The organism is Mycobacterium sp. C31M, assembly GCF_053345865.1.
The window spans coordinates 1-24,194 of record NZ_JBKFAX010000007.1; the positions used below are offsets into that span (position 1 = coordinate 1).

Here is a 24,194-nt window from a genome sequence, read left to right on the forward strand (position 1 = left end):
GCATCAGCCCGGCGCTCACGGCGGGTGCGGGGATCATTCGCACAGACCGTCGCGGCGAGATCGTCGAGACGCTGCTCGAGAATCTTGCGGTCGGTGACCCGCAGCCGCCCCCAGAACGAACTCACCCCATTGGGGTCGTCCTTGTCATCGAACTCGATGTAGCAGTCCTTGGCGGTCGGATCAGACCGGATCACCGCGTCCGGATCGAACTTCTCGACCCAGAGATCCACCGCGTCGACCAGACCCTTCTCGGATTTGGTGCCGTAGTTGGCGGCCTCGCGGGCGATGGCGGCATCGATGAGCGCCATCGCGTCGGGATCCTCGACGAGGCGGGTGCGCCAGGTGATCGCATCGACCACCGTCGCCGAGACCTCACCGCGCGCGAAGACCGCCGCGGTGCGGGGCAGCCGATTGCGCAGTGCGACCGCGATGCGCATCTGTTTGGATGCCGCCGTCGGCCCCAGGTTGCAGGCCGCACTGATATCGGCCTTGGCCACTGCCCAGCCATCGATCAGCCGATATGCGATCTCGTCGTCCTCGTCATCACACTGTCGGGCAGTCACTTCGCCGATCAACGCGAGCCGACGGGCCGCGACTGCGGACTCGCACCGGGTCGTGGCCGCGACGGCGGTGGTGAGCATCGCATCACTCATCACCGCCAGCGCGGCCGGACTCGGCACTTCGAACATATGTGCAATCTACGCCGCGGCACCGACATCCGAGCCCGTCATCCACAGGCCAGGATTCATCCACAGATACCGAAAAAGCATTGGCGGACAGCCGATCCGAAGAGTACAAGCGCGCCTCAGCGCCTGCGCAGCACCATCACGTTGTCGGTCAGGTGCCCGGTCTGCCCATCGGGCCCGACCGCCTCACGAGCGACGGCCTCGACACGTACCCGCTCCCACTCGTCCCCGAGATCCAGCCCGGCCACCACTTCCTCGGCAGACGGGAACTCGACATGGCGGTGGTTGGACCAGGGCGGCGCCTCGCCGTGGTCGACGATCAGCAGCGTGCCGCCCGGCGTCACCGCCTCGGCGGCGCGGCGCAGCACCCGCACGCGATCCATCGGCAGCTTCGAATGCAGGAACTGCGCCGACACCAGGTCGAACTGCCCGTCCGGGAAAGTCTCCTCCAGATCGTGGTGCTGAAAATCGATGTGGCTCAGCAACTCCCCCGCATCCTCGGTGGCACGCTGCAGCGCGACATCGGACACATCCGTGGCGACCACCGACCACCCTCGGGCAGCCAGCCACATGGCGTCGGCCCCCTCCCCACAGCCGAGATCCAAGGCCCGGCCCGGTGAAAGCCCTTCTGCCACCTCGGCCACCCGCGCGTTGACGCGACCACTCCAGATCCGGTCGGCTCGGCCGTAGTGCGCATTCCAATGGTCCTGGGTCTGCGGGGTCGGCCACGGCGGCACCGGTAGGCCGACATCGTCGCCGAGCAGACTCTGCACCACGGCGGCGGCCGCCATCGATCCACTCGCCACCGCGGCGGCCACCTGCGGCATCTGCACGCTGACGTCGCCGGCGGCGAATACATTCGGCACGGTGGTGCGCTGGAACTGGTCCACGACAATGGCGTCCGCCGCCACCGGACTCGCCGGCGCGAAGTCAACCCCCAGGTGCGCGGCCAAGTGCGAACGCTGATGCAGTGTCGCGGCCACCAGCGCACCGCGGCGCGCCAGCGGTTCGCCCGATGCGAACCTGATCTCGACCAATTCACCTTTCTCCGAGTGGAATTCGGTTACCATCCGGTCGTCGACACGGAGCCCCTCGACTGCCGGGGCGGTACCACCGTTGGTCAGCAGGACGATATCGTCGGTCCAGCCGCGCAGCATCAGCGCCATGTGCACCGCTCGATCGCCATCGGCCAGCACCGCCAGCGGCTGGTCACGCACCTCCCATCCGTGGCAGAAGGGGCAGTGGAACACCGACCCACCCCACAACTGCGCCAGCCCGGGGATCTGCGGCGGCCGGTACTCCATCCCGGTCGCCAGCAGGATCCGCCGGGTACGCACGGACTCCCCGTCGACATCGAGCACGAGGCCCCCGTCATGATGGGAAGCGTCCGTCACGCGCCCCTTCCGGAACTGCACACTCGGATACTTCGCCAGTTCCTCGCCACCCATCGAGTACAGCTCGGCGGGCGGTCGACCATCATGTCCCAGCAGCCCCCCGACACCGTGCGCCGCCAGGTTGCTCTGCTCGCCGGCATCGATGACCAGTGTCTTCCGACGTGCCCGGCCCAGAACCAGCGCCGCACTCAGGCCGGCGGCACCGCCGCCGACGACCACACAATCCCATTGCGTATCCATGCCATCGAGCTTGCCGACGGCCGGTCAGAATGCCAAGCTGGTTTGCCATGGAGGCAAATCAACAGAGCGTCGACGACACCGTCCGTAAGCGACTGCGCGACCTGCGCACCCAGCAGGGCCTGACCCTGCAGGATGTGGCGGCCCGGGCCGCCATCGACGTATCCACGTTGAGCCGACTGGAATCCGGCAAACGACGATTGGCCCTGGATCATCTGCCCCGGCTGGCGAGTGCGCTGGCGGTCACCACCGACGAACTGCTACGCGAACCCGAATCCGCCGATCCCCGGGTCCGCGCCAGTTCACAGACCCGGCACGGGGTCACCTACTGGCCGCTGACCCGGCAGGGCCCGGTCGGCGGCAGGCACACCTACAAGGTGCGGGTCAGCCCCCGCCGCAACACTCCCCCCGCCGAGTTGCCGACGCATGAGGGCCAGGACTGGATGTACGTGCTGTCCGGAAAGCTGCGGCTCATTCTGGGCGAACGCGACTTCACCATCAAACCCGGTGAGGCCGTGGAGTTCTCGACCTGGACACCGCACTGGTTCGGCACCGTGGACGGACCCGTCGAAGCCATCATGATCTTCGACGTCCACGGCGAACGGCTACACCTGCACAGCTAGAGATACGACGTCTGGTTCACCAGTCGCACCGAGGCCAGCCCGTCCGGATAGAACTCGGCGATACTGAGCGACGCCAGATCCAGGTGCAGCCGGTACAGGATGCCGGCATTGCCGTCGAGCGCCAGTCGCAGCATCGTCTTGATGGGCGTCACATGCGACACCACCAGCACCGTCGTCCCGGCGTACTCGGCGACGATCCGGTTGCGGGCGGCGCGCACCCGATCGGCGACCGCATCGAAGCTCTCACCATCCGGTGGCGTCACACTGGTGTCACGTAACCAACGCCGATGCAGATCCGGATCCCGTTGCGCCGCTTCGGTGAACGTCAGCCCTTCCCAGGACCCGAAGTCGGTTTCGATCAATCCGTCGTCGGTCGTCACGTCCAGACCGAGTTCCTTGGCCGCGGCCGCGGCGGTCTGCTGTGCCCGCTGCAGCGGCGAGGACAACACCGCTCCGATACCACCCTGGGCACCGAGATACCGTGCCGCCGCCTCGGCCTGACTGCGGCCCAGCTCGGTCAACGCAGGATTGCCCCGGCCCGAATACCGGCGTTCGATGGACAGTTCGGTCTGACCGTGCCGCAGCAGCAACATCCGGGTCGGCTCGCCCCGGGCACCGCTCCAGCCCGGTGACGATGCGGGCACCGGCGCCGAGTCTGCGTTGTCCATGGCCGCGTTGTCCATGGCCGCGTTGTCCATGGCCGCGTTGTCCATGGCCTCGTTGGCCAACCGGTCGGCATGCGAATTCTGTTCCCGCGGAATCCATCCGTATTCGACCGGCCCGATCCGACGCGCCAGCGCGGTGGCCTCACGATGCAGTTCCAGCAGGTCGGGATGTTTGACCCGCCAGCGGCCCGACATCTGTTCGACCACCAGCTTGGAGTCCATGAACACCACCGCTTCGGTGGCATCGATTTCGGTCGCGGCCGTCAGACCCGCTATCAGACCCCGGTATTCGGCGACATTGTTGGTCGCCACGCCGATGGACTCGCGTCGCTCGGCGAGCACCGTCGAACGGTCTGCGCTGAACACCACGGCGCCGTACCCGGCCGGCCCCGGGTTGCCACGCGAACCACCGTCGGCCTCGACGACGACCTTCACTGCCGGAACCGCAGCAGGATCGCGCCGCATTCGGGGCAGCGCACCACGTCATCGTCGGCGGCCGCGGTGATCCTGGCGATCTCGCCGCGGTCGATCTCGATCCGGCACGCACCGCACCGGCGTCCCTGCAAAAGCCCGGCGCCCGCTCCGCCACCGGCACGCACCTTGTCGTACAACGCCACCAGGTCGGCATCCAACAGCGACACGAGTTCAGCGCGCCGGGTGCCCGAAACCTGCCGGATGTTGTCGATGTCCACCAGCGCCGCATCACGCGCCAGTTGCGCGGCCGACAGCGCGTTCTGCAGGGTGTCGATCCGGGTCAGATCGTCGGACTGCTTGCGCTGCAACTCTTCCCGACGTTCCATGATCTCCAGCAGTGACTCCTCCAGCGACGCCTGCCGACGCTCCAGAGTCTCCAGTTCGTGCTGCAGTTCGGTGAGCTGTTTGGCGTTCACCGTGCCGCCCTGCAGCAGCGCGCGGTCACGGTCCTCACGCTGGCGCACCGAGTCGATCTCGCTCTCCAGCTTGGCGATCTGACCGTCGAAGTCCTCCAGTGCGATGCCCACGACCGCCAACTGGTCGTTGGCGACCCGGTGCTCGTCGGCCACCCGCTCGAACTCCTGCTGCTCGGCCAGATTCTTGGCGCGATGCTCGACGCGGCGCATCTCGGCGTCGAGTTCGACCAGATCCAGAAGCGAACGCTGCTGGGTGACTGCGGCTTTCATGTTTGACGTCCTCCATCGATATTCCATGGATCGGTGCGTACGGTACTCACCCGCACCGGTAGTTCGGTCCCGAATCGTTCGCTCAGCAGCGCCGCAGCCTGATGGCACCACGGGTACTCGCTGGCCCAGTGCGCAACGTCGACGAGCGCGACATCGGAGACCCGGCCGTGTTCGTCGGCCGGATGGTGCCGCAGATCGGCGGTCACATAGGCGTCGACGCCGGACCGGGCCACCGTCGCCAGCAGCGAGTCCCCGGCGCCCCCACACACCGCCACCCGGGAGACCACCGCCTCGGCATCCCCGGCCCCCCGTACCCCCCAGGTGGTCGCGGGTAGCGCCCCTTGTACCCGAGAGACGAAGGCCGCCAACGGTTCCGGTTGCGGCAAGGAACAGATGCGCCCGATCCCCACGCCGGCGGGCAACGGTGCGAGGGCGAACACGTCGAACGCGGGCTCCTCGTACGGATGGCCGGCCCGCAGCGCGGCGAGGACCCGGGCGCGCAGCCGGGCCGGCGCGATCACCTCGATACGATCCTCGGTGACACGCTCGACCGTGCCCACCGACCCGATCGTCGGGGTCGCACCGTCATGCGGCAAGAACTGGCCCGTGCCGGCCACACTCCAACTGCAGCACGAATAGTCCCCGATCTGCCCGGCGCCCGCGGCGAACAGCGAATCCCGCAGCGGCCCGGCGTGATCGGCAGGCACGAACACGACCCATTTGTCCAGATCGGGCCCGGACGGCACCGGCGAGAGCACGTCCTCGACCAGCAGACCCAATGTGTCGGCCAGGGCGTCGGACACACCGGGCGAGGCCGAGTCGGCGTTGGTGTGCGCGGTGAACAGCGACCGGCCGCCCCGGATCAGCCGGTGGATCAACGCCCCCTTCGCCGTCGATGCGGCGACGGTGTCCACCCCGCGCAGCAACAACGGGTGGTGCGCCAACAGCAGACCGCCCTCGGGAACCTCGGCGGCCACCGCGTCGGTGGCGTCGACGGCGACCGTGACCGAGGTCACCGGCTCCGACGGATCACCGCACACCAGCCCGACCGAGTCCCAGTCCTGGGCCAACGCGGGCGGATAGGCCGCCTCCAGGACGGCGATCACCTCGGACAGCGGCACGCTCACCGGACCGACAGTAGTGCGCCGACCAGCCACACACGTACATCGGCGACAATGGAGGCGTGACCGTTTCCGAGCCCGATACCGCGACCCGCACTCCACAGCTGGTGCTGTTCGACCTCGATGGCACCCTGACGGACTCCGCCGACGGCATCGTGGCCAGCTTCCGGCACGCGCTGACCGAGGTCGGTGCCGTCGTGCCCGACGGTGACCTGGTCACCAGGATCGTCGGTCCGCCGATGCATCACACCCTGAGCGCGATGGGGCTGGGCGCCCGTGTCGACGAGGCCATCACGGCCTACCGGGCCGACTACACCACCCGCGGTTGGTCGATGAATCGCCTGTTCGACGGCATCCCCGAACTGCTGGCCGACCTGGAACGCGCCGGGGTGCGACTGGCGGTGGCGACCTCCAAGGCGCAGCCGACGGCCCAGCGCATCCTCACCCATTTCGGCTTGGACGGGCACTTCGAGGTGATCGCCGGTGCCAGCCCGGACGGCACCCGCGCCGCCAAGGCCGATGTGGTGGCACACGCCCTGGCCCAGCTCGCGCCGGTGCCCGACCGGGTGCTGATGATCGGTGACCGGTCCCACGATGTCGAGGGCGCGGCCGCCCACGGTATCGAGACCGTGGTGGTGGACTGGGGTTACGGCGGCGCCGACTTCGACGGACCGGACGCGCCGGCTCCGCTGCGCCGGGTGGCGACGATGGCCGAACTGCGGGAGGCCCTCAGTGTCTAGCCTGCATGTGACCTTCGTCTGCTCGGGCAACATCTGCCGCTCGCCGATGGCCGAGAAGATGTTCGCCCACCAGATCGAGCAGCGCGGGCTCGCCGAGCAGGTCCGGGTGACCAGCGCGGGCACCGGGCACTGGCATGTCGGCGACGGCGCAGACCGCCGCACCAACGCCGTGTTGGAGGCGCACGGCTACCCGACCACCCATCGCGCCGCCGAACTCGCCGACGACCATCTGGCCGCCGACATGGTCGTCGCGATGGGCCGCAATCACGCCCGCTTTCTGGCCGAAAAAGGTGTGCCGACAGAGCGGCTGCGGATGATGCGCGCCTTCGATCCGCGCTCGGGTGCGCATGCGCTCGACGTCGAGGATCCGTACTACGGCGGGCCGGAGGATTTCGAGGCGGTCTTCACCGTCATCGAGGCATCGCTGCCGGGTCTGCACGGCTGGGTCGACGAACGGCTGGCTTGTCGATGAGCGCTTGCGCGAAGAGGAGACGACCACGATGAAGCGCTGGGCGTTCCTGTTCCGGCCGCAGTGGCTGGCGCTGTATGTCGTGGTCGCCGCGTTCGCCTGGCTGTGTTTCACGGTGCTGGCGCCGTGGCAGCTGGGCAAGAACACCACCACCTCGCGCGAGAACGCCCAGATCGCATCATCGCTGAACACCGATCCGGTACCGCTGACAGATCTGCTGCCGCAGCAGGATTCGTCATCGCATGAGCATCAGTGGCAGCAGGTGACGGCCACCGGCCATTATCTGCCCGACAAGCAGGTGCTGGCCCGGCTGCGCTCGGTCGACGGGGCACCGGCCTACGAGGTGCTGGTGCCGTTCGTCGTGGACGACGGGCCGACGGTGCTGGTCAACCGGGGCTACGTCAAACCCGAACAGGGCACCGCGGTACCGCCCATCGCGGCGGCGCCCACCGAGACCGTGAGCATCACCGCGCGGCTGCGCGACCCGGAGGGCGTCTATCCCGGCAAGGACCCGTTCATCGCCGAGGGCGCGCAGCAGGTGTACACGATCAATCCCGGCCAGATCACGCAGGTCACCGGGGTGCCGTTGGCCGGTTCGTATCTGCAGCTCGTCGAGGAGCAACCCGGTGTGCTCGGTCCGATCCCGCTGCCCATCCTGGACGCCGGGCCGTTCCTGTCCTACGGCATCCAGTGGATCGCGTTCGGGATCATCGCGCCGATCGGCGTGGGTTACTTCATCCTGGCCGAGGTGAAGATCCGGCGCCGCGAGAAGGCCGCCTCGGCCGCAAGCCGAGAAACCAGCACGGCGGCCACTCCGGAGCCTGCAGCGCCGGTGTCTACCGAGCAGAAACTCGCCGACCGGTACGGCAGGCGAGGATGACCGCCAGCGTCGTCGCACAGGCCTGAACCAGCCGCGACAGCCGGGCACCCCGGCGTAGATCCGCGGCCGTCGGGGCCGGGCCGTCACCGAGCGTCGGCCGCATCTCCAGGCGGTGCGCGTACTGGGTCGGCCCGCCCAGGCGCACCCCCAGCGCACCCGCGAAGGATGCCTCGGCCACCCCGGCGTTCGGGCTGGGATGTTTGGCCGCATCGCGCTGCCAGGCCCGCCAGGCGGCACCCGGCGCCCCCGACACCGCGACGACCACCAGTCCGGTGGCCCGCGCACCGAGGTAGTTGAGCGCATCGTCGAATCGTGCTGCGGCCCAGCCGAACCGCAGATACCGCGGCGACTTGTGTCCGATCATCGCGTCCAGGGTGTTCGCGCCGCGGTACACCAGCAGCCCCGGTACCCCGGCCACCGCTCCCCACAGGATGGGTGCCACCTGCGCATCGGAGGTGTTCTCCGCCACCGATTCCAGTGCGGCGCGGGCCAGCCCGTCGGCGTCCAGCGCCGCCGGATCACGCCCGCACAGCGACGGTAGCAGCCCCCGGGCGCCGGCGATATCGTCACCGTCGAGCAGGTCGGCCAGCTCACCGCCGGTGCGGGCCAGCGAGGTGCCACCGAGCACGACATAGGTGCTCACCGCAGTCACCGCGGCGGTGGCCAGCGGGCCACGTCGGGCGGAGGCGCGCTCCACCAACAGGCCGAACGCGCCGAGCGCACCGAGCAGCACCCCGGTGTGGGCAACACCGGCCACCCGGTCATCGGTGTAGGTACGACGCTCCAGCGCGGCGGCCGCCGAGCCGAACAGGGCGACCGGATGGCCGCGCTGCGGGTCGGTGAAGTACAGATCGGCCAGGTAACCGGCTGCCAGGCCGAAGGCTCGGGCAGGACCTCTGTGCGCAAACACGTCGGGCAGCGTCTCACAAAGTGGTCTACTCGCTTACATGAGGTTGGGTCCACCGCGACGACCTACTCGCGTCGCCGATCTGATCAATCCGGCCGCGGCGCTCGCCCCGGCGGCCAATGTGATCATGCAGCTGTCCTCCCCCGGCGTCGGCCACGGCGTGTTGGAGAGCCCGGTGGACAGCGGAAATGTCTACAAGCATCCGTTCAAGCGGGCCCGCACCACCGGCACATATCTGGCCGCGGCGACCATCGGTACCGATGCGGACCGGGCACTGATCCGTTCCGCCGTGGACGGGGCGCATCGTCACATCAGGTCGGGCCCCGACAGCCCGGTGCGCTACAACGCCTTCGACCCGCGCCTGCAGCTCTGGGTGGCGGCGTGTCTGTATCGGTATTACATCGACCAGCACGAATTCCTGTACGGCCCACTCGACGATGACGCGGCCGACGCGGTGTACCGCGACGCCATCCGGCTGGGCACCACGCTGCAGGTGCGCCCGGAGATGTGGCCGGCCGACCGGGTCGCGTTCGACGAGTTCTGGAAACGCTCGCTGGAGGACCTGCACATCGATGAGCCGGTGCGCAGGCATCTGCACGGCGTGGCCGCACTGACCTTCCTACCCACCCCGCTGCGTCAGCTCGCCGGACCGGTGAACCTGTTTGCCACCACCGGATTTCTTCCCCCGGAGTTCCGCGAGCTGATGCGCCTGCGGTGGACACCGCGTCAGCAACGGGCCTTTGACCTGCTCATCAGGGCGCTCCGGTTGGCTGACCGGGTGGTCCCGCGGGAGGTCTATCTGATGGGTTATCAGCTCTACCTGTGGGATATGCGCAACCGTGCCCGGCGCGGCAGGTGCGTGGTCTGAACAGTTCACAAGGAGGTAGTCCCATGTCCTTCGCAGCACTCAACCATGTGGCGATCACCATCGCCGATATGGACGTCAGCGGACCGTGGTATCGCGCACTGATCGGCTCCGATCCGGTGCTCGACGAGCACACTGAGGCCGAATTCCGCCATCTGGTGTGGGCGCTGGACGGCGGCACGCTGTTCGGCATCCATCAGCACGACCGTGAGATCGAGGCAGGTGGATTCACCGAATTCCGTTGCGGTCTGGACCATGTCGGCTTCGGCGTGGAGAAACGAGCCGATCTGCAGGACTGGGTCCGACGGCTCGACGAGCTCGGCATCGCGCACAGCGGTGTGGTGGACGCGCACTACGGATCGGGGCTGAGCTTCCGCGATCCGGACGGCATCGCACTGGAATTCTTCGCACCACCCGGATGATTCGAGGCTATCGGATACCGGACATCGCGTCACCATGTTCATATCCGACCCATAGAGTCTCGAATATTCTCGTGGGCAATACATTTGAGCTTTCTATGCGTCAGGCCCACCGGCCACGGCTTGCTCATACGGTGAGAGCATCACGTCAGTTCCCACCACTTAGGAGAAGCCATGTCGAACATCACCTTCACCGTCGCCACCATCGCCGTCGCCCTCACCCCGGCCCTACCGCTGGCGGCAAGCGCCGCCGCGGCCGGACCGACCGGCGCGACGGCCGCCGAGACCGTCGAGGACTTGCGTGCCCAGGGGTACAGCGTGCAGGTCAGCGGAGCGACCATGAACGCTCCGCTGCACAGTTGCTCGGTCAACGGGGTACGCGAGATGCGCGGCCTCGGCGCGTCGGTCAACTCCGTCTACGTCGACGTCTCGTGTCCCCTGGAGTACGCCAACGACTGATCAACGGCGTGGGGAAAACCCCCGGTGATCCGTCGGGAATACCGCATGGCATCCGCCTTGTTGAAAGTGGACGATGAATTCAGACGCGAACAGCGTTCGCAGTAAACATATTTCGCACTTCAAGGAAAGAGATATCACGATGCGCAAGATTTTCTCCACCACCGTCATGTCACTCGCCCTGATGGGCGCCGCCGCCACGGTCGCCCCCTTCGCAACGGCGGCACCGGCCGGTCCGCAATCGGCCACCGAAACCGTCAACAACCTTCGCGCACAGGGTTACAACGTGCAGGTCAACGGAACTCGCAACGGTCCGTTGAGCAACTGCTCCGTGGACTCGGTGCGTGGCCCGAGCACCGATCGGCCGGGTGAAACGGTCTACGTCGACCTGTCTTGCCCGTTCGAGTATCAGTACTGACCCCGTTCGGCGCCCGGCCAAGCTGGCCGGGCGCCGTCGGTGTCCGCGGGCCACGAAGCGGGTATCCCCCGCGACATGTTGACCAGAATTGCGCGCACCGCCCTTCAATTCGTCGAAGGCATCGGTGGCGTCATCGGCATCCGGATCGGCACCGAGGAGCCGCTGTACCTGAGTGAAGGGCGCATCGGCCGCGCCGAGATCCGGCGATACGGACCGCGTATCGCCGCGCAGACATCGGTTGCCGGCCATGACCAGGACGCTCGTAGCACCGGGTTCAGGCGACTGGCCGGATACATCTTCGGCGGTAACCACCGTGCGACGCCGACACTCACCGAACAGCGCGGCGAGCAGATCGCGATGACCGCACCGGTTGCCCAGAGCTTCCAGGACGGCAGTTCGGTGATCCGCTTCTATCTGCCGTCCAGATGGTCGATGGACACCCTGCCCGAACCCGATGACAGCTCGATCACCGTGGTCGAGGTGCCGGGTGAACGCTATGCGGTGCTGAGCTTCAGCGGTGACCGCAGCAGCGCGGCAGTCACCGCCAAGTCGGCCGAGTTACTGGCAGAACTTGAAGGCACAGACGGCCAACCCGACGGCGACCCCGTCGCATGGTTCTACGACCCGCCGTGGACGCTACCGTTCCGGCGGCGCAACGAGGTCGCCGTGCGGCTGATTTCCTGAGCCGACTCAGTACTGGTACTCGAACGGGCAGGACAGGTCGACGAAGACCGTCTCACCAGGTCGATCGCTGTTCGGGCCGCGCACGGCGTCGACCGAACAATTGGTCAAGGGGCCATTACGTGTTCCGTTGACCTGCACGTTGTAACCCTGCGCACGAAGGTTGTTGACGGTTTCGGTGGCCGACTGGGGGCCGGCCGGAGCGGCGGAAGCGATCGGTGCGGCCGCCAGCAGCGAAGCCGACACACCGATCAAAGCCGCAGTGGACAAGCGAAGTTTCTGCATGACTGAATGCCTTTCTGGCAGCAGACCACCAGCCGGCAAACGTTTATGGCGTTCCGGTGGTTCCGTCTGCAATTGTGAAATCTGTTCGATATGACTGTCTTTGGCGCGTACTACTGGTTATTGATTTGCATTTCAATCGCTTTCAGGCACGGGACCCGCCTTTCGTGGACCACACCCTTGTCGTCTTTTGACATGTGGACCCCCCAGCGGTATCGCGAAGGGCCCCACACGAGCGACAACAACTCCCGACCGTGGAACATTCCGCATTTATCATCGGACTTCGTGACCGCTGCCACCAGCCGGGTAGCCCTACACCTGACCGGGGGTTATCCCCAAGTAAGGAATGTGCCGACCCGCGCTGCGCGTTAGAGTTTCTGACACGGATCCCGGCCATGCGCCGCCCGGAGTTTTCAGCACTCGATGAAAAGGAAGGTTCGAGAAAATGGCAACACAGAGTTTGGCGCGGCGGCGGGTTTCGGCACTGATCGGCGGTGCCGCCATCATAGCGATGATCGGTTTCACCGCCGCGTGCAGCACGGAAAGCGATCAGCCCGAGGAAACTCCCACCACCACCACGACGGAGCCCTCGCTGACGCCGACCGAGAAGTCGATCAACCCGGGCGGCGGCATCTTCACTCCGCCGGTGACCGCACCGCAGCAGACGGTCGAGGGTCCCAACGACTGACCGATACAACAAACAAGCGGGCGGGTCCGAATCCATTCGGGTCCGCCCGTTTGTTGTCTGCCGGGTTTTACTGGTGGGCGCGGACGGTATCGAACCGCCGACCGCTGGTGTGTAAAACCAGAGCTCTACCACTGAGCTACGCGCCCCGTCGCAGGCACGCTACCCTGCGGTGACCGCCTGCACGAAATCCTCAACCACTCCGCAGCGCTTCCAGGGCACGGCGCCAGTCGGCCGGTTCCCGCGGAACCCCTGGATCCTTCACCTCGGCGAACCGGATCACCCCGTCGGCGTCGATGGCGAAGGTGCCCCGATTCGGGTAGCCGGTGGCGTCGTTGAACACTCCGTACGAGCGGGCCACCGCTCCGTGCGGCCAGAAATCTGACAGCAGCGGGAAGTCGAAACCATGCTCGGCGGCCCAGGTCTTGTGGGTGGGCGGCGGACCGACCGAGATGGCCAGCACCGCGGTGTCGTCGCTCTGGTACTCGGCGAGCCGATCCCGGATCTCCCCGAGTTCCCCCTGACAGATCGGGGTGAAGGCGAGCGGAAAGAAGACCAGCAGCACATTGCGCGGCCGCAACGCCGACAGCGTCACCGGCCGGCCGTTCTGGTCCTTGAGCGTGAAGTCCGGCGCGGTTGTGCCGACCTGGAGCACGAACTACCGCCGGCCGGCGGCCTTGGATTTCGGCTGCACCAGCCTGCTGGCGATCCAGCCACCGAGATTCGCCGAGGAGGTCTGCATCAGACCCGCGGTCGGCGCGGACTCGGCGATTTCGGCGGGCTGCACATGGCCGGGCTGGCCGGTCTTGGGTGTCACCACCCAGATGACGCCGTCATCGGCCAGCGGCGTGATCGCATCCATCAGCCTGTCCACCAGATCACCGTCATCGTCGCGCCACCACAGCAGCACCACGTCGACCACCTCGTCGGAGTCCTCATCGAGCAACTCGCCGCCGCAGGCGTCCTCGATATCAGCCCGGATGTCGTCGTCGGTGTCCTCGTCCCAGCCCAACTCCTGGACGACCTGTTCCTTCACGATGCCCAACTTCTGGGCGTAGTTCGGGTCAGAGTCCTTCCCCGCCGCGACCACCTTCTGTCCTCCTCCAGCTCGTTTGAGTGCGCCTGCGAACTTCTGTGATCCCTATCGTCGCACGTGGTGTGGTGTTACCCACCCGCGTGTACGCAAGTTTCGGGTCAACATCGCGAAAATTCAGTCAATAGGCCGCATCGCACAGATCCAGGGCCAGGGTCCGCGAATCGTTCAGACGGTTGATCGCGTCATTGAACGGAACGGGGCCGATATCGTCCGCGATCGCGGTGGCGACCCCGCGGGCGGCGTCCACCCACCGGGTCAACGCATCACGCAGTTCGGGAGCCAAGGGGTCGGACAAGCTGCCCGAAACCAGGTCGGCGCTGCGGTTGAGCGACTCGATGGCCGGCCCGGCCGAGCTCGCGACGTCGGCACTGGTGTTATACGCGTCGACGTACCCGTTGACGGACGTGATGGCGTCTGCACTGCTGGAGCTCAGCGCCTCGCACGAGGAGTGCACCGCCTCCCGGGTGATCGAGGCCTGCCGCTCGGACTCCCTGGCTCTGGAACTGGCCGCCGATTCGGCGGCAGACGCCGAGACCGAGGCCTGGTAGACCGGCGCGTCGGCGGTGTCGACGGTGGCGGTGCCGGAGACGACGCTGCTGCACCCGACGACGATCATCGCCAGGCAGGCCGGTCCCGCGACGGCGAACGCGGCGATGCGCAGCCGCGTTGGAGCCGCAACGCCCCGCCAACTGGTCAGCATCACCGTCGAACTTACCGGTTGCGCGACCAGATCGCCGGATCATTCGTCGAGGCGACCCCGCACGGTGATGTCGGGCACGATAGGGGCAGGATATGGGATGCCACAAGCAACTAGATCCAGCCATAAAAAGCACCTTCTACAAAGGAGCCGTAGTTGACCACCGAGTTCGCGCGCCAAGATCTGGCCCAAAACTCCGGCACTGCAGGCGAACCCGACCGGGTCCGTGTGATCCGCGAAGGCGTCGCCTCCTATCTGCCCGATATCGATTCCGACGAGACCGCCGAATGGCTGGAGTCTTTCGACCAGTTGGTTGAGCGGTCCGGCCCGGCCCGCGCGCGGTACCTCATGCTGCGGCTGCTGGAGCGCGCCGGTGAGCAGCGCGTCGCCATTCCGGCGTTGACCTCCACCGATTACGTCAACACCATCCCGACCGAGCTGGAGCCCTGGTTCCCCGGCGACGAGGATGTCGAGCGACGGTACCGGGCCTGGATCCGGTGGAACGCCGCGATCATGGTGCACCGGGCGCAGCGCCCGGGAGTCGGTGTGGGCGGCCATATTTCGACCTATGCCTCCTCGGCGTCGCTGTACGAGGTGGGCTTCAACCACTTCTTCCGCGGCAAGGCCCACCCGGGCGGCGGCGACCAGATCTTCATCCAGGGACACGCCTCGCCGGGTGTCTACGCCCGCGCGTTCCTCGAGGGTCGACTGTCCACCGACCAACTGGATGGTTTCCGGCAGGAGCACAGCCACCCCGGCGGCGGCCTGCCCTCCTATCCGCACCCGCGTCTGATGCCGGACTTCTGGGAGTTCCCGACGGTGTCGATGGGCCTGGGCCCGATGAACGCCATCTACCAGGCGCGGTTCAACCACTACCTGCACGACCGCGGCATCAAGGACACCTCCGATCAGCATGTGTGGGCGTTTTTGGGCGACGGCGAGATGGACGAGCCCGAGAGCCGCGGCCTGATCCAGGTCGCCGCCAATGAGGGCCTGGACAACCTGACCTTCGTGGTGAACTGCAACCTGCAGCGCCTGGACGGTCCGGTGCGCGGTAACGGCAAGATCATCCAGGAACTGGAGTCCTTCTTCCGCGGTGCCGGCTGGAACGTCATCAAGGTGGTGTGGGGCCGCGAGTGGGATGCGCTGCTGCACGCCGACCGCGACGGCGCGCTGGTCAACCTGATGAACACCACCCCCGACGGTGACTACCAGACCTACAAGGCCAACGACGGCGCCTACGTGCGTGATCACTTCTTCGGACGCGATCCGCGCACCAAGGCCCTCGTCGACCCGATGACCGACACCGAGATCTGGAATCTCAAGCGCGGCGGGCACGACTACCGCAAGGTCTACGCCGCCTACCGCGCGGCGATGGAACACAAGGGCCAGCCGACGATCATCCTGGCCAAGACCATCAAGGGCTACACGCTGGGCCAGCACTTCGAGGGCCGCAACGCCACCCACCAGATGAAAAAGCTTGCGCTGGAAGACCTCAAGACGTTCCGCGATGTCACCCGAGTGCCGGTCACCGACGCGCAGCTCGAAGAGAATCCGTACCTGCCGCCCTACTACCACCCCGGGCCCAACTCGCCGGAGATCCGCTACCTGCTGGACCGCCGGCGCACGCTCGGCGGGTTCCTGCCCGAGCGCCGCACCAAGTCCAAGACGCTCACGCTGCCGGGTACCGATACGTACAAGGCGCTGAAGAAGGGTTCCGGCAAGCAGCCGGTGGCCACCACCATGGCTACCGTCCGTACCTTCAAGGAACTGTTGCGCGACAAGAACATCGGGTCACGCATCGTGCCGATCATCCCGGACGAGGCTCGCACCTTCGGGATGGACTCCTGGTTCCCGAGCCTGAAGATCTACAACCGCAACGGCCAGCTCTACACCGCGGTGGACTCCGAACTGATGCTGGCCTACAAGGAATCCGAGATCGGCCAGATCCTGCACGAGGGCATCAACGAGGCGGGCTCGACATCGAGCTTCACCGCGGTGGCCACCTCGTATGCCACCCACAACGAGCCGATGATCCCGATCTACATCTTCTACTCGATGTTCGGGTTCCAGCGCACCGGTGACGGGTTCTGGGCGGCGGCCGATCAGATGGCGCGCGGTTTCGTACTCGGCGCCACCGCGGGCCGCACCACGCTGACCGGTGAGGGACTGCAGCACGCCGACGGGCATTCGCTGCTGCTCGCCTCGACCAACCCGGCGGCGGTCACCTACGACCCGGCGTTCGCCTACGAGATCGCGCACATCGTGGAGAGTGGCCTGCAGCGGATGTACGGGGAGAACCCGGAGAACATCTTCTACTACATCACCATCTACAACGAGCCCTACGTGCAGCCGGCCGAGCCGGAGAACTTCGATCCCGAAGGTGTCCTCAAGGGGATGTACCGGTTCCGGGCGTCGGCGGAGAAGCGCAGCAGCACCGCGCAGATCCTGGCTTCGGGTGTCTCGATGCCCGAGGCGCTCAAGGCCGCCGACATGCTGGCCGAGAAGTGGGATGTGGCCGCCGACGTCTGGTCGGTGACCAGCTGGGGTGAGCTCAACCGCGACGGTGTCGAGGTCGAGAAGCAGCGGCTGCGCCATCCCGACCAAGAGGCTCCGACGGCGTACGTCACCAAGGTGCTCGCCGACGCCGCCGGACCGGTGGTCGCGTTCTCGGACTGGATGCGTGCGGTTCCCGAGCAGATCCGGCCCTGGGTGCCCGGCACCTACGTGACGCTGGGTACCGACGGGTTCGGCTTCTCCGACACCCGGCCTGCGGCCCGGCGCTACTTCAACACCGACGCCGAGTCCGTGGTGGTCGCGGTGCTGGAGGCCCTGGCCCGCGACGGCGAGATCGACCCGTCGGTCGCGATCGCTGCCGCCAAGGAGTACCGCATCGACGATGTGCAGGCCGCCGAGGTCTCCTTCGCCGACACCGGAAGCGCCTAAAAGCTGTCGGGCGCCCACAAGAGGTAGGCGTATCTTTTGGGGGTGCCCGACAATCCGTTCCCCGAGCCGCGCTCTCCGCTCACGATCCTGGAGAGCGTGCCGGAGTCGTTGCGACGCCGGTTGAAGCAGTACTCGGGCCGGCTCGCCACCGAGACGGTGCAGGCGATGCAGGAACGGCTGCCGTTCTTCGCCGAGCTGGAGGCCTCGCAACGCGCCAGCGTGCAGCTGGTGGTGCAGACTGCCGTCGTCAACTTCGCCGAGTGGCTGCACGACCCCACCAGCGACCTCGGCTACACCGCCGAGGCGTTCGCCCTGGTGCCCCAGGACCTCACCCGGCACGTCGCGCTGCGCCAGACGGTCGAGATGGTGCGGGTCACGACGGAGTTCCTCGAAGAGCTGCTGCCGATGCTGGGCCGTAACGAGGAGCAGACCAAGGCGCTGACCGTCGGTATCCTGCGCTACAGCCGCGACCTGGCGTTCGCCGCGGCCGCGACGTACGCCAACGCCGCCGAGGCGCGCGGAGCGTGGGATACCCGGATGGAGGCCAATGTCGTCGACGCCGTCGTGCGCGGCGACACCGGCCCCGAACTGCAATCCCAGGCGGCGGCACTGAACTGGGATGCGACCGGACCGGCCACCGTCATCGTCGGGATGCCGCGGCCCGATCGCATCGACCTGGCCATCGGCGATGTGCATGCGGTGGGTGGCCGGCACAAACGGGCCACGCTCTGCGACATCCACGGCACGTGGCTGGTCACCATCGTGTCCGGTTCACTCTCCCCGACCGACCGCTTCCTCACCGATCTGCTGACCGTCTTCGATGACGGGCCCGTCGTGACTGGGCCGACAGCGCCGAGCCTGTCCGGGTTGCACCGCAGCGCCGCCGAGGCGATGGCCGGGATGCGCGCGGTCGCCGGATGGGGTGGCGCGCCCCGGCCGGTGTCCGCCCGCGAACTACTGCCCGAACGCGCCCTACTGGGCGACGAGACGGCGATGGCGGCGCTGGAATCCGAGGTCATGCGCCCGCTGGCCGACGCGGGCCCGGCGCTCACCGAAACCCTGGACAGCTACCTGGATTCCGGTGGCGCCATCGAGGCTTGCGCACGCAAATTGTTCGTTCATCCAAACACCGTGCGCTACCGACTCAAGCGGATCACCGACTTCACCGGCCGCGATCCGACCGTCCCGCGCGATGCCTACGTCCTGCGGGTCGCCACCACGGTCGCCCGACTGCAACGTGACGCAGGCCACTTCAACGCGACAAACGGCACTACAACTGCGCTTATTGGACATAGCGGTGCGGGCTGGGGCGGATACACCCCCTGAGGAAAGGTTGCACGCAGGTCTCAGCACGATTGCTTCACGTGCGCTTTTGTGGAAACTCCACAAAAGAATAAGACAAGGTTCATAATCTCTTACACCGCACTATGAAGCCTTCACAGTGTTTTCTTAATCCCGTGCTTGCTTTGCTTGCTCCCGGACAGGGATCCCAGACACCCGGCATGCTGACCCCGTGGGTCGAGCTGCCCGGCGCCGCCGAGCGTCTCACCGCATGGTCGGAGATCGCCGGACTGGACCTGGTGACGCTGGGCACCACCGCCACCGCGGAGGAGATCACCGATACCGCGGTGACCCAACCCCTGGTCGTGGCCGCCACCCTGCTGGCCTACGAGGAGCTGACCAAGCGCGACCTCATCAGCGATAAAGAGGCCGTCGTCGCCGGCCATTCGGTCGGTGAGATCGCCGCCTACGCCATCGCCGGTGTCATCACCGCCGACGATGCCGTCAAGCTGGCCGCCACCCGCGGCGCCGAGATGGCCAAGGCCTGTGCGCTGGAGCCCACCGGCATGGCCGCCGTCCTCGGCGGCGACGAGGCCGAGGTGCTCGCTCGCCTGGAGTCGCTCGACCTGATCCCCGCCAACCGCAACGCCGCCGGCCAGATCGTCGCCGCCGGTGCCGTCGCCGCGCTGGAGAAGCTGGCCGAGGATCCCCCGGCCAAGGCCCGGGTCCGGGTGCTGGCCACCGCGGGCGCGTTCCACACGCACTACATGGCTCCGGCCGCCGAGGGTTACGCTGCCGCCGCCGCGACCGTCGCCACCGCCGAGCCCACCCGCACGCTGCTGTCCAACGCCGACGGCAAGCCGGTGAGCGGTGCCGCCGATGCGATGACCAAGCTGGTCGCCCAGATGACCCGTCCGGTGCGTTGGGACCTGACCAACGAGACGCTGCGCGGGCATGAGCTCTCTGCCGTCGTCGAGTTCCCGCCCGCCGGGACACTCGTCGGTATCGCCAAACGCGAACTGAAGGGCACTCCGACCAAGGCGGTCAAGGCCCCCGAAGACCTGGACGGACTCGCCGAGCTCTGACCGGCAAGTACGTCCCGAAAGAAGACAAGTCCAAACACACTCCGACAGCCGGAGTGCCGCAACAAGAAGGAGCCATAGTGGCCAACCAAGAAGAAATCATCGCCGGTCTCGCCGAGATCATCGAAGAGGTCACCGGCATCGAGCCCTCCGAGGTCACCCCGGAGAAGAGCTTCGTCGACGACCTGGACATCGACTCGCTGTCGATGGTGGAGATCGCCGTGCAGACCGAGGACAAGTACGGCGTGAAGATCCCGGACGAGGACCTGGCCGGCCTGCGCACCGTCGGTGACGTCGTCGCCTACATCCAGAAGCTGGAAGAAGAGAACCCCGAGGCTGCCGCCGCGCTGCGCGAGAAGTTCGGCCAGTGACCAAGCCTTCCACTGCTAACGGCGGTTTCCCGAATGTCGTGGTGACCGCTGTTACGGCGACCACTGCGCTCGCTCCGGACATCGAGAGCACGTGGAAGGGCCTGCTGGCCGGCGAGAGCGGTATCCACAAGCTCGAAGACGATTTCGTCGAGAAGTGGGACCTGGCAGCCAAGATCGGTGGCCACCTCAAGGAGCCGCTCGATCCGCTGATGTCCCGCCTCGAACACCGGCGGATGTCCTACGTGCAGCGGATGGCCAAGTATTTGGGCAACCAGCTGTGGGAGACCGCGGGCAAGCCCGAGGTCGATCCCGATCGCTTCACGGTCGTGATCGGCACCGGACTCGGTGGCGGCGAGAAGATCGTCGAGACCTATGACGCCATGAACGAGGGCGGGCCCCGCAAGGTATCCCCGCTCGCCGTTCAGATGATCATGCCCAACGGTGCGGCCGCGGTTGTCGGCCTCGAGCTCGGTGCCCGGGCCGGTGTCATCACCCCCGTGTCGGCCTGTTCGTCGGGTTCAGAGGGTATCGCCCACGCCTGGCGCCAGATCGTCATGGGTGACGCCGACTTCGCCGTCTGTGGTGGTGTCGAAGGTGCCATCGAGGCGCTGCCCATCGCGGCGTTCTCGATGATGCGCGCGATGTCGACCCGCAACGACGAGCCCGAGCGCGCGTCGCGTCCGTTCGACAAGGACCGGGACGGCTTCGTGTTCGGTGAAGCCGGTGCGCTGATGATCATCGAGACCGAGGAGCATGCCCTGGCCCGTGGCGCGAAGCCGCTGGCCCGCCTGATGGGTGCCGGTATCACCTCCGACGCGTTCCACATGGTGGCTCCGGCCGCGGACGGCCTGCGGGCCGGCCAGGCCATGAAGCGCGCGATGGAGACCGCGGGGCTGTCCGCCAAGGACATCTCGCATGTGAACGCGCACGCCACGGCCACCCCGATCGGTGACACCGCCGAAGCCAACGCACTGCGTGTGGCCGGTGTCGGTGAAGCCGCGGTCTACGCGCCGAAGTCGGCGCTGGGCCACTCGATCGGTGCGGTCGGTGCACTGGAGTCGATCCTGACGGTGCTCGCGCTGCGTGACGGCGTCATTCCGCCGACACTCAACTACGAGACACCCGATCCGGAGATCGATCTCGACGTTGTTGCGGGCGAGCCTCGTTATGGCGACTACCAGTACGCCATCAACAACTCGTTCGGCTTCGGCGGCCACAATGTGGCTCTGGCATTTGGGCGTTACTGAGGCTTCAGAACACAGGCCTCGTCAAGCAAATATCAGTACATGAGGTGGGGAACGGCTTGAACAAGCTGTCTACGGGGAACGGTCTACCCAACGTGGTCGTCACTGGCGTCGCCATGACGACCGCGTTGGCCACCGATGCGGACACAACGTGGAAGAAGTTGTTGGCCGGCGAGAGCGGCATCCGCCTGCTCGACGACGCCTTCGTCACGGAGTACGACCTGCCGGTGCGCATCGGCGGTCACCTGCTGGAGGATTTCGAGGACGAGCTCAACCGTGTCGAGAAGCGGCGGCTCTCCTACCTGCAGAAGATGTCGACGGTGATCGGGCGTCGGGTGTGGGAGAACGCCGGCTCCCCCGACGTCGACCACCGCCGGTTGATGGTGTCGATCGGCACCGGCCTCGGCTCGGCCGAAGAGTTGGTGTTCGCCTACGACGGCATGCGGGCCAAAGGTCTGCGCGCGGTGTCCCCGCTGGTGGTGCAGATGTACATGCCCAACGGGGCCGCCGCTGCAGTCGGCCTGGAGCGCAAGGCCAAAGCCGGTGTCAACACCGTCATCTCGGCGTGCGCCTCGGGTTCGGAAGGTATTGCCAACGCGTGGCGCCAGATCGTCCTCGGTGAGGCAGACATCGCGATCTGCGGTGGTGTCGAGACCAAGATCGAGGCAGTGCCGATCGCCGGTTTCGCCCAGATGCGCATCGTGCTGTCCAACACCAACGACGACCCGGCCGGCGCCTGCCGTCCCTTCGACCGCGACCGCAACGGTTTCGTCTTCGGTGAGGGCGGCGCGCTGATGGTCATCGAGACCGAGGAACACGCCAAGGCCCGCGGCGCGAACATCCTGGCCCGCATCATGGGTGCCAGCGTGACCTCCGACGGCTATCACATCGTGGCCCCGGACCCCAACGGTGAGCAGGCCGGGTACGCCATGACCCGATCGATCGAGCTGGCGGGTCTGCAGCCGACGGATATCGACCACATCAACGCGCACGCCACCGGCACCAGCGTCGGCGACGTCGCCGAGGGCGTGGCGATCAACAACGCGATGAAGGGGCACAAGCCCGCGGTGTACGCGCCGAAATCGGCACTGGGCCATTCGGTGGGTGCCGTGGGCGCGGTTGAGTCCATTCTCACCGTGTTCGCCTTGCGTGACGGCGTCATACCGCCCACGCTGAATCTCAAGAATCTGGATCCCGAGATCGACCTGGATGTCGTGGCTGGCGAGCCGCGCTCCGGTGACTTCACATACGCGATCAACAACTCGTTCGGATTCGGTGGGCACAATGTGGCGCTCACCTTTGGTAAGTACTGACAGCGGAGGACCACACATGACCACCATGGCACCCGAAGCGGCCGCCGAGTCGCTCGATCCACGTGACCCGCTGCTGCGCCTGAGCACGTTCTTCGACGACGGTTCCGTCTCGCTGCTGCACGAGCGGGACAAGTCCGGCGTGCTGGCCGCCGCCGGTACCGTCAACGGTGTGCGCACCGTCGCCTTCTGCACCGACGGCACCGTGATGGGTGGCGCCATGGGCATCGAGGGTTGCGCGCACATCGTCAACGCCTACGACACCGCGATCGAGGAGCAGAGCCCGATCGTGGGCATCTGGCACTCCGGCGGCGCCCGGTTGGCCGAGGGTGTCAAGGCCCTACACGCCGTCGGTCTGGTCTTCGAGGCCATGATCCGCGCGTCGGGCTACATTCCGCAGATCTCGGTTGTCGTCGGCTTCGCCGCCGGTGGCGCCGCCTACGGTCCGGCCCTGACCGATGTCATCATCATGGCGCCGGAGAGCAAGGTCTTCGTGACCGGACCCGACGTGGTGCGCAGCGTGACCGGCGAGGACGTCGACATGGTGTCCCTGGGTGGGCCGGAAGCCCATCACAAGAAGTCCGGTGTCTGCCACATCGTCGCCGACGACGAGCTCGACGCCTACGAGCGGGGCCGTCGCCTGGTCGGATTGTTCTGCCAGCAGGGCCATTTCGATCGCAGCAAGGCCGAGGCCGGCGACACCGACCTCAAGGCGCTGATGCCGGAGTCGGCGCGGCGCGCCTACGACGTGCACCCGATCGTGGAAGCACTGCTGGACAAGGATGCTCCGTTCGAGGAGTTCCAGTCGCGTTGGGCGCCTTCGATCGTCGTCGGACTGGGCCGGCTGGCCGGTCGCTCCGTCGGTGTCATCGCCAACAACCCGCTGCGTCTGGGCGGCTGCCTGAACTCCGAAAGTGCGGAGAAGTCGGCACGTTTCGTGCGCCTGTGCGATGCGTTCGGCATCCCGCTGGTCGTCGTCGTCGACGTCCCCGGCTACCTCCCCGGTGTGGACCAGGAATGGGGTGGCGTGGTGCGCCGCGGCGCCAAGCTGCTGCACGCGTTCGGTGAGGCCACCGTCCCGCGCGTCACCCTGGTGACCCGCAAGATCTACGGCGGCGCCTACATCGCGATGAACTCCCGCTCGCTGGGCGCCACCAAGGTGTTCGCCTGGCCGGAAGCCGAGGTCGCCGTGATGGGCGCCAAGGCCGCCGTCGGCATCCTGCACAAGCGTAAGTTGGCCGCCGCGCCCGATCATGAGCGCGAGGCCCTGCACGAAGAACTGGCCCTTGAGCACGAGCGGATCGCCGGCGGTGTGGACAGCGCCATCGAGATCGGCGTGGTGGACGCCAAGATCGACCCCGCGCACACCCGCAGTGTCATCACCCAGGCACTGGCCGAGGCACCGGCACGCCGCGGCCGGCATAAGAACATCCCGCTGTAAGCACACCTGCGGGGCCCGAGTGGCCGGTTATTGCACGC

At 67.0% G+C, this 24,194-nt stretch carries 27 protein-coding genes and 1 tRNA gene; 17 read left to right on the forward strand and 11 right to left on the reverse strand.

What is annotated here, in order from left to right:
* On the reverse strand, positions 1-689 hold a 689-nt coding region (locus tag ACLBYA_RS12155; protein ID WP_447709664.1), incomplete at its 3' end, for a DUF222 domain-containing protein.
* A gap of 116 nt (positions 690-805) precedes the next feature.
* Positions 806-2,320: an FAD-dependent oxidoreductase gene (locus tag ACLBYA_RS12160; protein WP_447709665.1), complete on the reverse strand. Its 1,515-nt coding sequence runs from the start codon at positions 2,318-2,320 to the stop codon at positions 806-808.
* A gap of 47 nt (positions 2,321-2,367) precedes the next feature.
* On the opposite strand from ACLBYA_RS12160, the gene ACLBYA_RS12165 reads away from it, so the two are divergent.
* Positions 2,368-2,940: a helix-turn-helix domain-containing protein gene (locus ACLBYA_RS12165; protein ID WP_447709666.1), complete on the forward strand. Its 573-nt coding sequence runs from the start codon at positions 2,368-2,370 to the stop codon at positions 2,938-2,940.
* On the opposite strand, the gene ACLBYA_RS12170 is transcribed toward ACLBYA_RS12165, so the two are convergent.
* The 3 genes from ACLBYA_RS12170 to ACLBYA_RS12180 are packed head-to-tail and all read right to left on the reverse strand — an operon-like array spanning position 2,937 to position 5,892.
* The gene (locus ACLBYA_RS12170; RefSeq protein ID WP_447709667.1) at positions 2,937-4,040 is read right to left on the reverse strand and encodes a bifunctional RNase H/acid phosphatase; all 1,104 of its coding nucleotides are present in this window, start codon (positions 4,038-4,040) and stop codon (positions 2,937-2,939) included. The two genes, ACLBYA_RS12165 and ACLBYA_RS12170, sit on opposite strands and share 4 nt — an antisense overlap.
* Positions 4,037-4,765, reverse strand: coding sequence for a zinc ribbon domain-containing protein (locus ACLBYA_RS12175; protein ID WP_447709668.1), 729 nt, complete (start codon positions 4,763-4,765; stop codon positions 4,037-4,039). The genes ACLBYA_RS12170 and ACLBYA_RS12175 overlap by 4 nt, the downstream gene beginning before the upstream one ends.
* Entirely contained in the window at positions 4,762-5,892 is a 1,131-nt protein-coding gene (locus ACLBYA_RS12180) for a Nif3-like dinuclear metal center hexameric protein (RefSeq protein ID WP_447709669.1), read from the reverse strand. The genes ACLBYA_RS12175 and ACLBYA_RS12180 overlap by 4 nt, the downstream gene beginning before the upstream one ends.
* Before the next feature lie 56 nt (positions 5,893-5,948).
* On the opposite strand from ACLBYA_RS12180, the gene ACLBYA_RS12185 reads away from it, so the two are divergent.
* From ACLBYA_RS12185 to ACLBYA_RS12195, 3 genes are read left to right on the forward strand one after another with little or no spacing between them, the layout of a single operon-like run.
* Complete coding sequence (locus ACLBYA_RS12185; RefSeq protein ID WP_447709670.1) at positions 5,949-6,626, forward strand: HAD-IA family hydrolase; 678 nt, start codon at positions 5,949-5,951, stop codon at positions 6,624-6,626.
* Complete coding sequence (locus tag ACLBYA_RS12190; protein WP_447709671.1) at positions 6,619-7,098, forward strand: low molecular weight protein-tyrosine-phosphatase; 480 nt, start codon at positions 6,619-6,621, stop codon at positions 7,096-7,098. The genes ACLBYA_RS12185 and ACLBYA_RS12190 overlap by 8 nt, the downstream gene beginning before the upstream one ends.
* Before the next feature lie 28 nt (positions 7,099-7,126).
* The gene (locus tag ACLBYA_RS12195; RefSeq protein ID WP_447709672.1) at positions 7,127-7,975 is read left to right on the forward strand and encodes an SURF1 family cytochrome oxidase biogenesis protein; all 849 of its coding nucleotides are present in this window, start codon (positions 7,127-7,129) and stop codon (positions 7,973-7,975) included.
* Here the strand turns inward: ACLBYA_RS12195 and ACLBYA_RS12200 are convergent.
* A complete protein-coding gene (locus ACLBYA_RS12200; RefSeq protein ID WP_447709673.1) occupies positions 7,932-8,885 on the reverse strand; it encodes a cobalamin biosynthesis protein in 954 nt (317 codons plus the stop codon). The genes ACLBYA_RS12195 and ACLBYA_RS12200 overlap by 44 nt on opposite strands.
* Positions 8,886-8,922: 37 nt before the next feature.
* Here ACLBYA_RS12200 and ACLBYA_RS12205 point away from each other — a divergent pair, with 37 nt between their 5' ends.
* The 5 genes from ACLBYA_RS12205 (at position 8,923) to ACLBYA_RS12225 (ending at position 11,724) form a co-directional block, all read left to right on the forward strand.
* Positions 8,923-9,750 carry an oxygenase MpaB family protein gene (locus ACLBYA_RS12205; RefSeq protein ID WP_447709674.1) on the forward strand — a complete coding sequence of 276 codons (828 nt, stop codon included), beginning with the start codon at positions 8,923-8,925 and terminating at the stop codon, positions 9,748-9,750.
* Between the two features lie 23 nt (positions 9,751-9,773).
* A complete protein-coding gene (locus tag ACLBYA_RS12210; protein ID WP_447709675.1) occupies positions 9,774-10,169 on the forward strand; it encodes a VOC family protein in 396 nt (131 codons plus the stop codon).
* Between the two features lie 171 nt (positions 10,170-10,340).
* Entirely contained in the window at positions 10,341-10,625 is a 285-nt protein-coding gene (locus ACLBYA_RS12215; RefSeq protein WP_447709676.1) for a hypothetical protein, read from the forward strand.
* Between the two features lie 73 nt (positions 10,626-10,698).
* Entirely contained in the window at positions 10,699-11,040 is a 342-nt protein-coding gene (locus ACLBYA_RS12220; RefSeq protein WP_447709677.1) for a hypothetical protein, read from the forward strand.
* A 75-nt stretch (positions 11,041-11,115) separates the two neighbouring features.
* Positions 11,116-11,724, forward strand: a complete 609-nt coding sequence (locus ACLBYA_RS12225; protein WP_447709678.1) for an SOUL family heme-binding protein — start codon at positions 11,116-11,118, stop codon at positions 11,722-11,724.
* 6 nt (positions 11,725-11,730) lie between these two features.
* On the opposite strand, the gene ACLBYA_RS12230 is transcribed toward ACLBYA_RS12225, so the two are convergent.
* Positions 11,731-12,006, reverse strand: a complete 276-nt coding sequence (locus ACLBYA_RS12230; protein WP_447709679.1) for a hypothetical protein — start codon at positions 12,004-12,006, stop codon at positions 11,731-11,733.
* 442 nt (positions 12,007-12,448) lie between these two features.
* On the opposite strand from ACLBYA_RS12230, the gene ACLBYA_RS12235 reads away from it, so the two are divergent.
* Complete coding sequence (locus ACLBYA_RS12235) at positions 12,449-12,691, forward strand: hypothetical protein (RefSeq protein WP_447709680.1); 243 nt, start codon at positions 12,449-12,451, stop codon at positions 12,689-12,691.
* Positions 12,692-12,762: 71 nt separating this feature from the next.
* Here the strand turns inward: ACLBYA_RS12235 and ACLBYA_RS12240 are convergent.
* The 4 genes from ACLBYA_RS12240 to ACLBYA_RS12255 all read right to left on the reverse strand — a co-directional run bounded on the left by ACLBYA_RS12240 (position 12,763) and on the right by ACLBYA_RS12255 (position 14,484).
* Positions 12,763-12,837, reverse strand: a tRNA-Val gene (locus ACLBYA_RS12240).
* A 44-nt stretch (positions 12,838-12,881) separates the two neighbouring features.
* A complete protein-coding gene (locus ACLBYA_RS12245) occupies positions 12,882-13,343 on the reverse strand; it encodes a peroxiredoxin (protein ID WP_447709681.1) in 462 nt (153 codons plus the stop codon).
* A 3-nt stretch (positions 13,344-13,346) separates the two neighbouring features.
* Complete coding sequence (locus ACLBYA_RS12250) at positions 13,347-13,778, reverse strand: DUF3052 domain-containing protein (protein WP_447709682.1); 432 nt, start codon at positions 13,776-13,778, stop codon at positions 13,347-13,349.
* 124 nt (positions 13,779-13,902) lie between these two features.
* Entirely contained in the window at positions 13,903-14,484 is a 582-nt protein-coding gene (locus ACLBYA_RS12255) for a hypothetical protein (protein WP_447709683.1), read from the reverse strand.
* Between the two features lie 153 nt (positions 14,485-14,637).
* Between ACLBYA_RS12255 and aceE the strand changes: the two genes are divergently transcribed.
* The 7 genes from aceE to ACLBYA_RS12290 all read left to right on the forward strand — a co-directional run bounded on the left by aceE (position 14,638) and on the right by ACLBYA_RS12290 (position 24,156).
* Positions 14,638-17,427, forward strand: coding sequence for a pyruvate dehydrogenase (acetyl-transferring), homodimeric type (gene aceE / locus ACLBYA_RS12260; protein WP_447709684.1), 2,790 nt, complete (start codon positions 14,638-14,640; stop codon positions 17,425-17,427).
* A gap of 42 nt (positions 17,428-17,469) precedes the next feature.
* Positions 17,470-18,753, forward strand: a complete 1,284-nt coding sequence (locus ACLBYA_RS12265; RefSeq protein WP_447709685.1) for a PucR family transcriptional regulator — start codon at positions 17,470-17,472, stop codon at positions 18,751-18,753.
* Between the two features lie 131 nt (positions 18,754-18,884).
* Positions 18,885-19,793 (forward strand): ACP S-malonyltransferase, encoded by a 909-nt coding sequence (locus tag ACLBYA_RS12270; RefSeq protein ID WP_447709686.1) that lies wholly within the window; start codon positions 18,885-18,887, stop codon positions 19,791-19,793.
* A gap of 74 nt (positions 19,794-19,867) precedes the next feature.
* Positions 19,868-20,161, forward strand: a complete 294-nt coding sequence (gene acpM, locus ACLBYA_RS12275) for a meromycolate extension acyl carrier protein AcpM (protein WP_447709896.1) — start codon at positions 19,868-19,870, stop codon at positions 20,159-20,161.
* Positions 20,158-21,408, forward strand: coding sequence for a 3-oxoacyl-ACP synthase KasA (gene kasA, locus ACLBYA_RS12280; protein WP_447709687.1), 1,251 nt, complete (start codon positions 20,158-20,160; stop codon positions 21,406-21,408). Before acpM ends, kasA begins: the two co-directional genes overlap by 4 nt.
* Before the next feature lie 56 nt (positions 21,409-21,464).
* Positions 21,465-22,718: a 3-oxoacyl-ACP synthase KasB gene (kasB, locus tag ACLBYA_RS12285; protein ID WP_447709688.1), complete on the forward strand. Its 1,254-nt coding sequence runs from the start codon at positions 21,465-21,467 to the stop codon at positions 22,716-22,718.
* Positions 22,719-22,734: 16 nt separating this feature from the next.
* Positions 22,735-24,156 carry an acyl-CoA carboxylase subunit beta gene (locus ACLBYA_RS12290; protein WP_447709689.1) on the forward strand — a complete coding sequence of 474 codons (1,422 nt, stop codon included), beginning with the start codon at positions 22,735-22,737 and terminating at the stop codon, positions 24,154-24,156.
* Positions 24,157-24,194 lie beyond the last annotated feature (38 nt).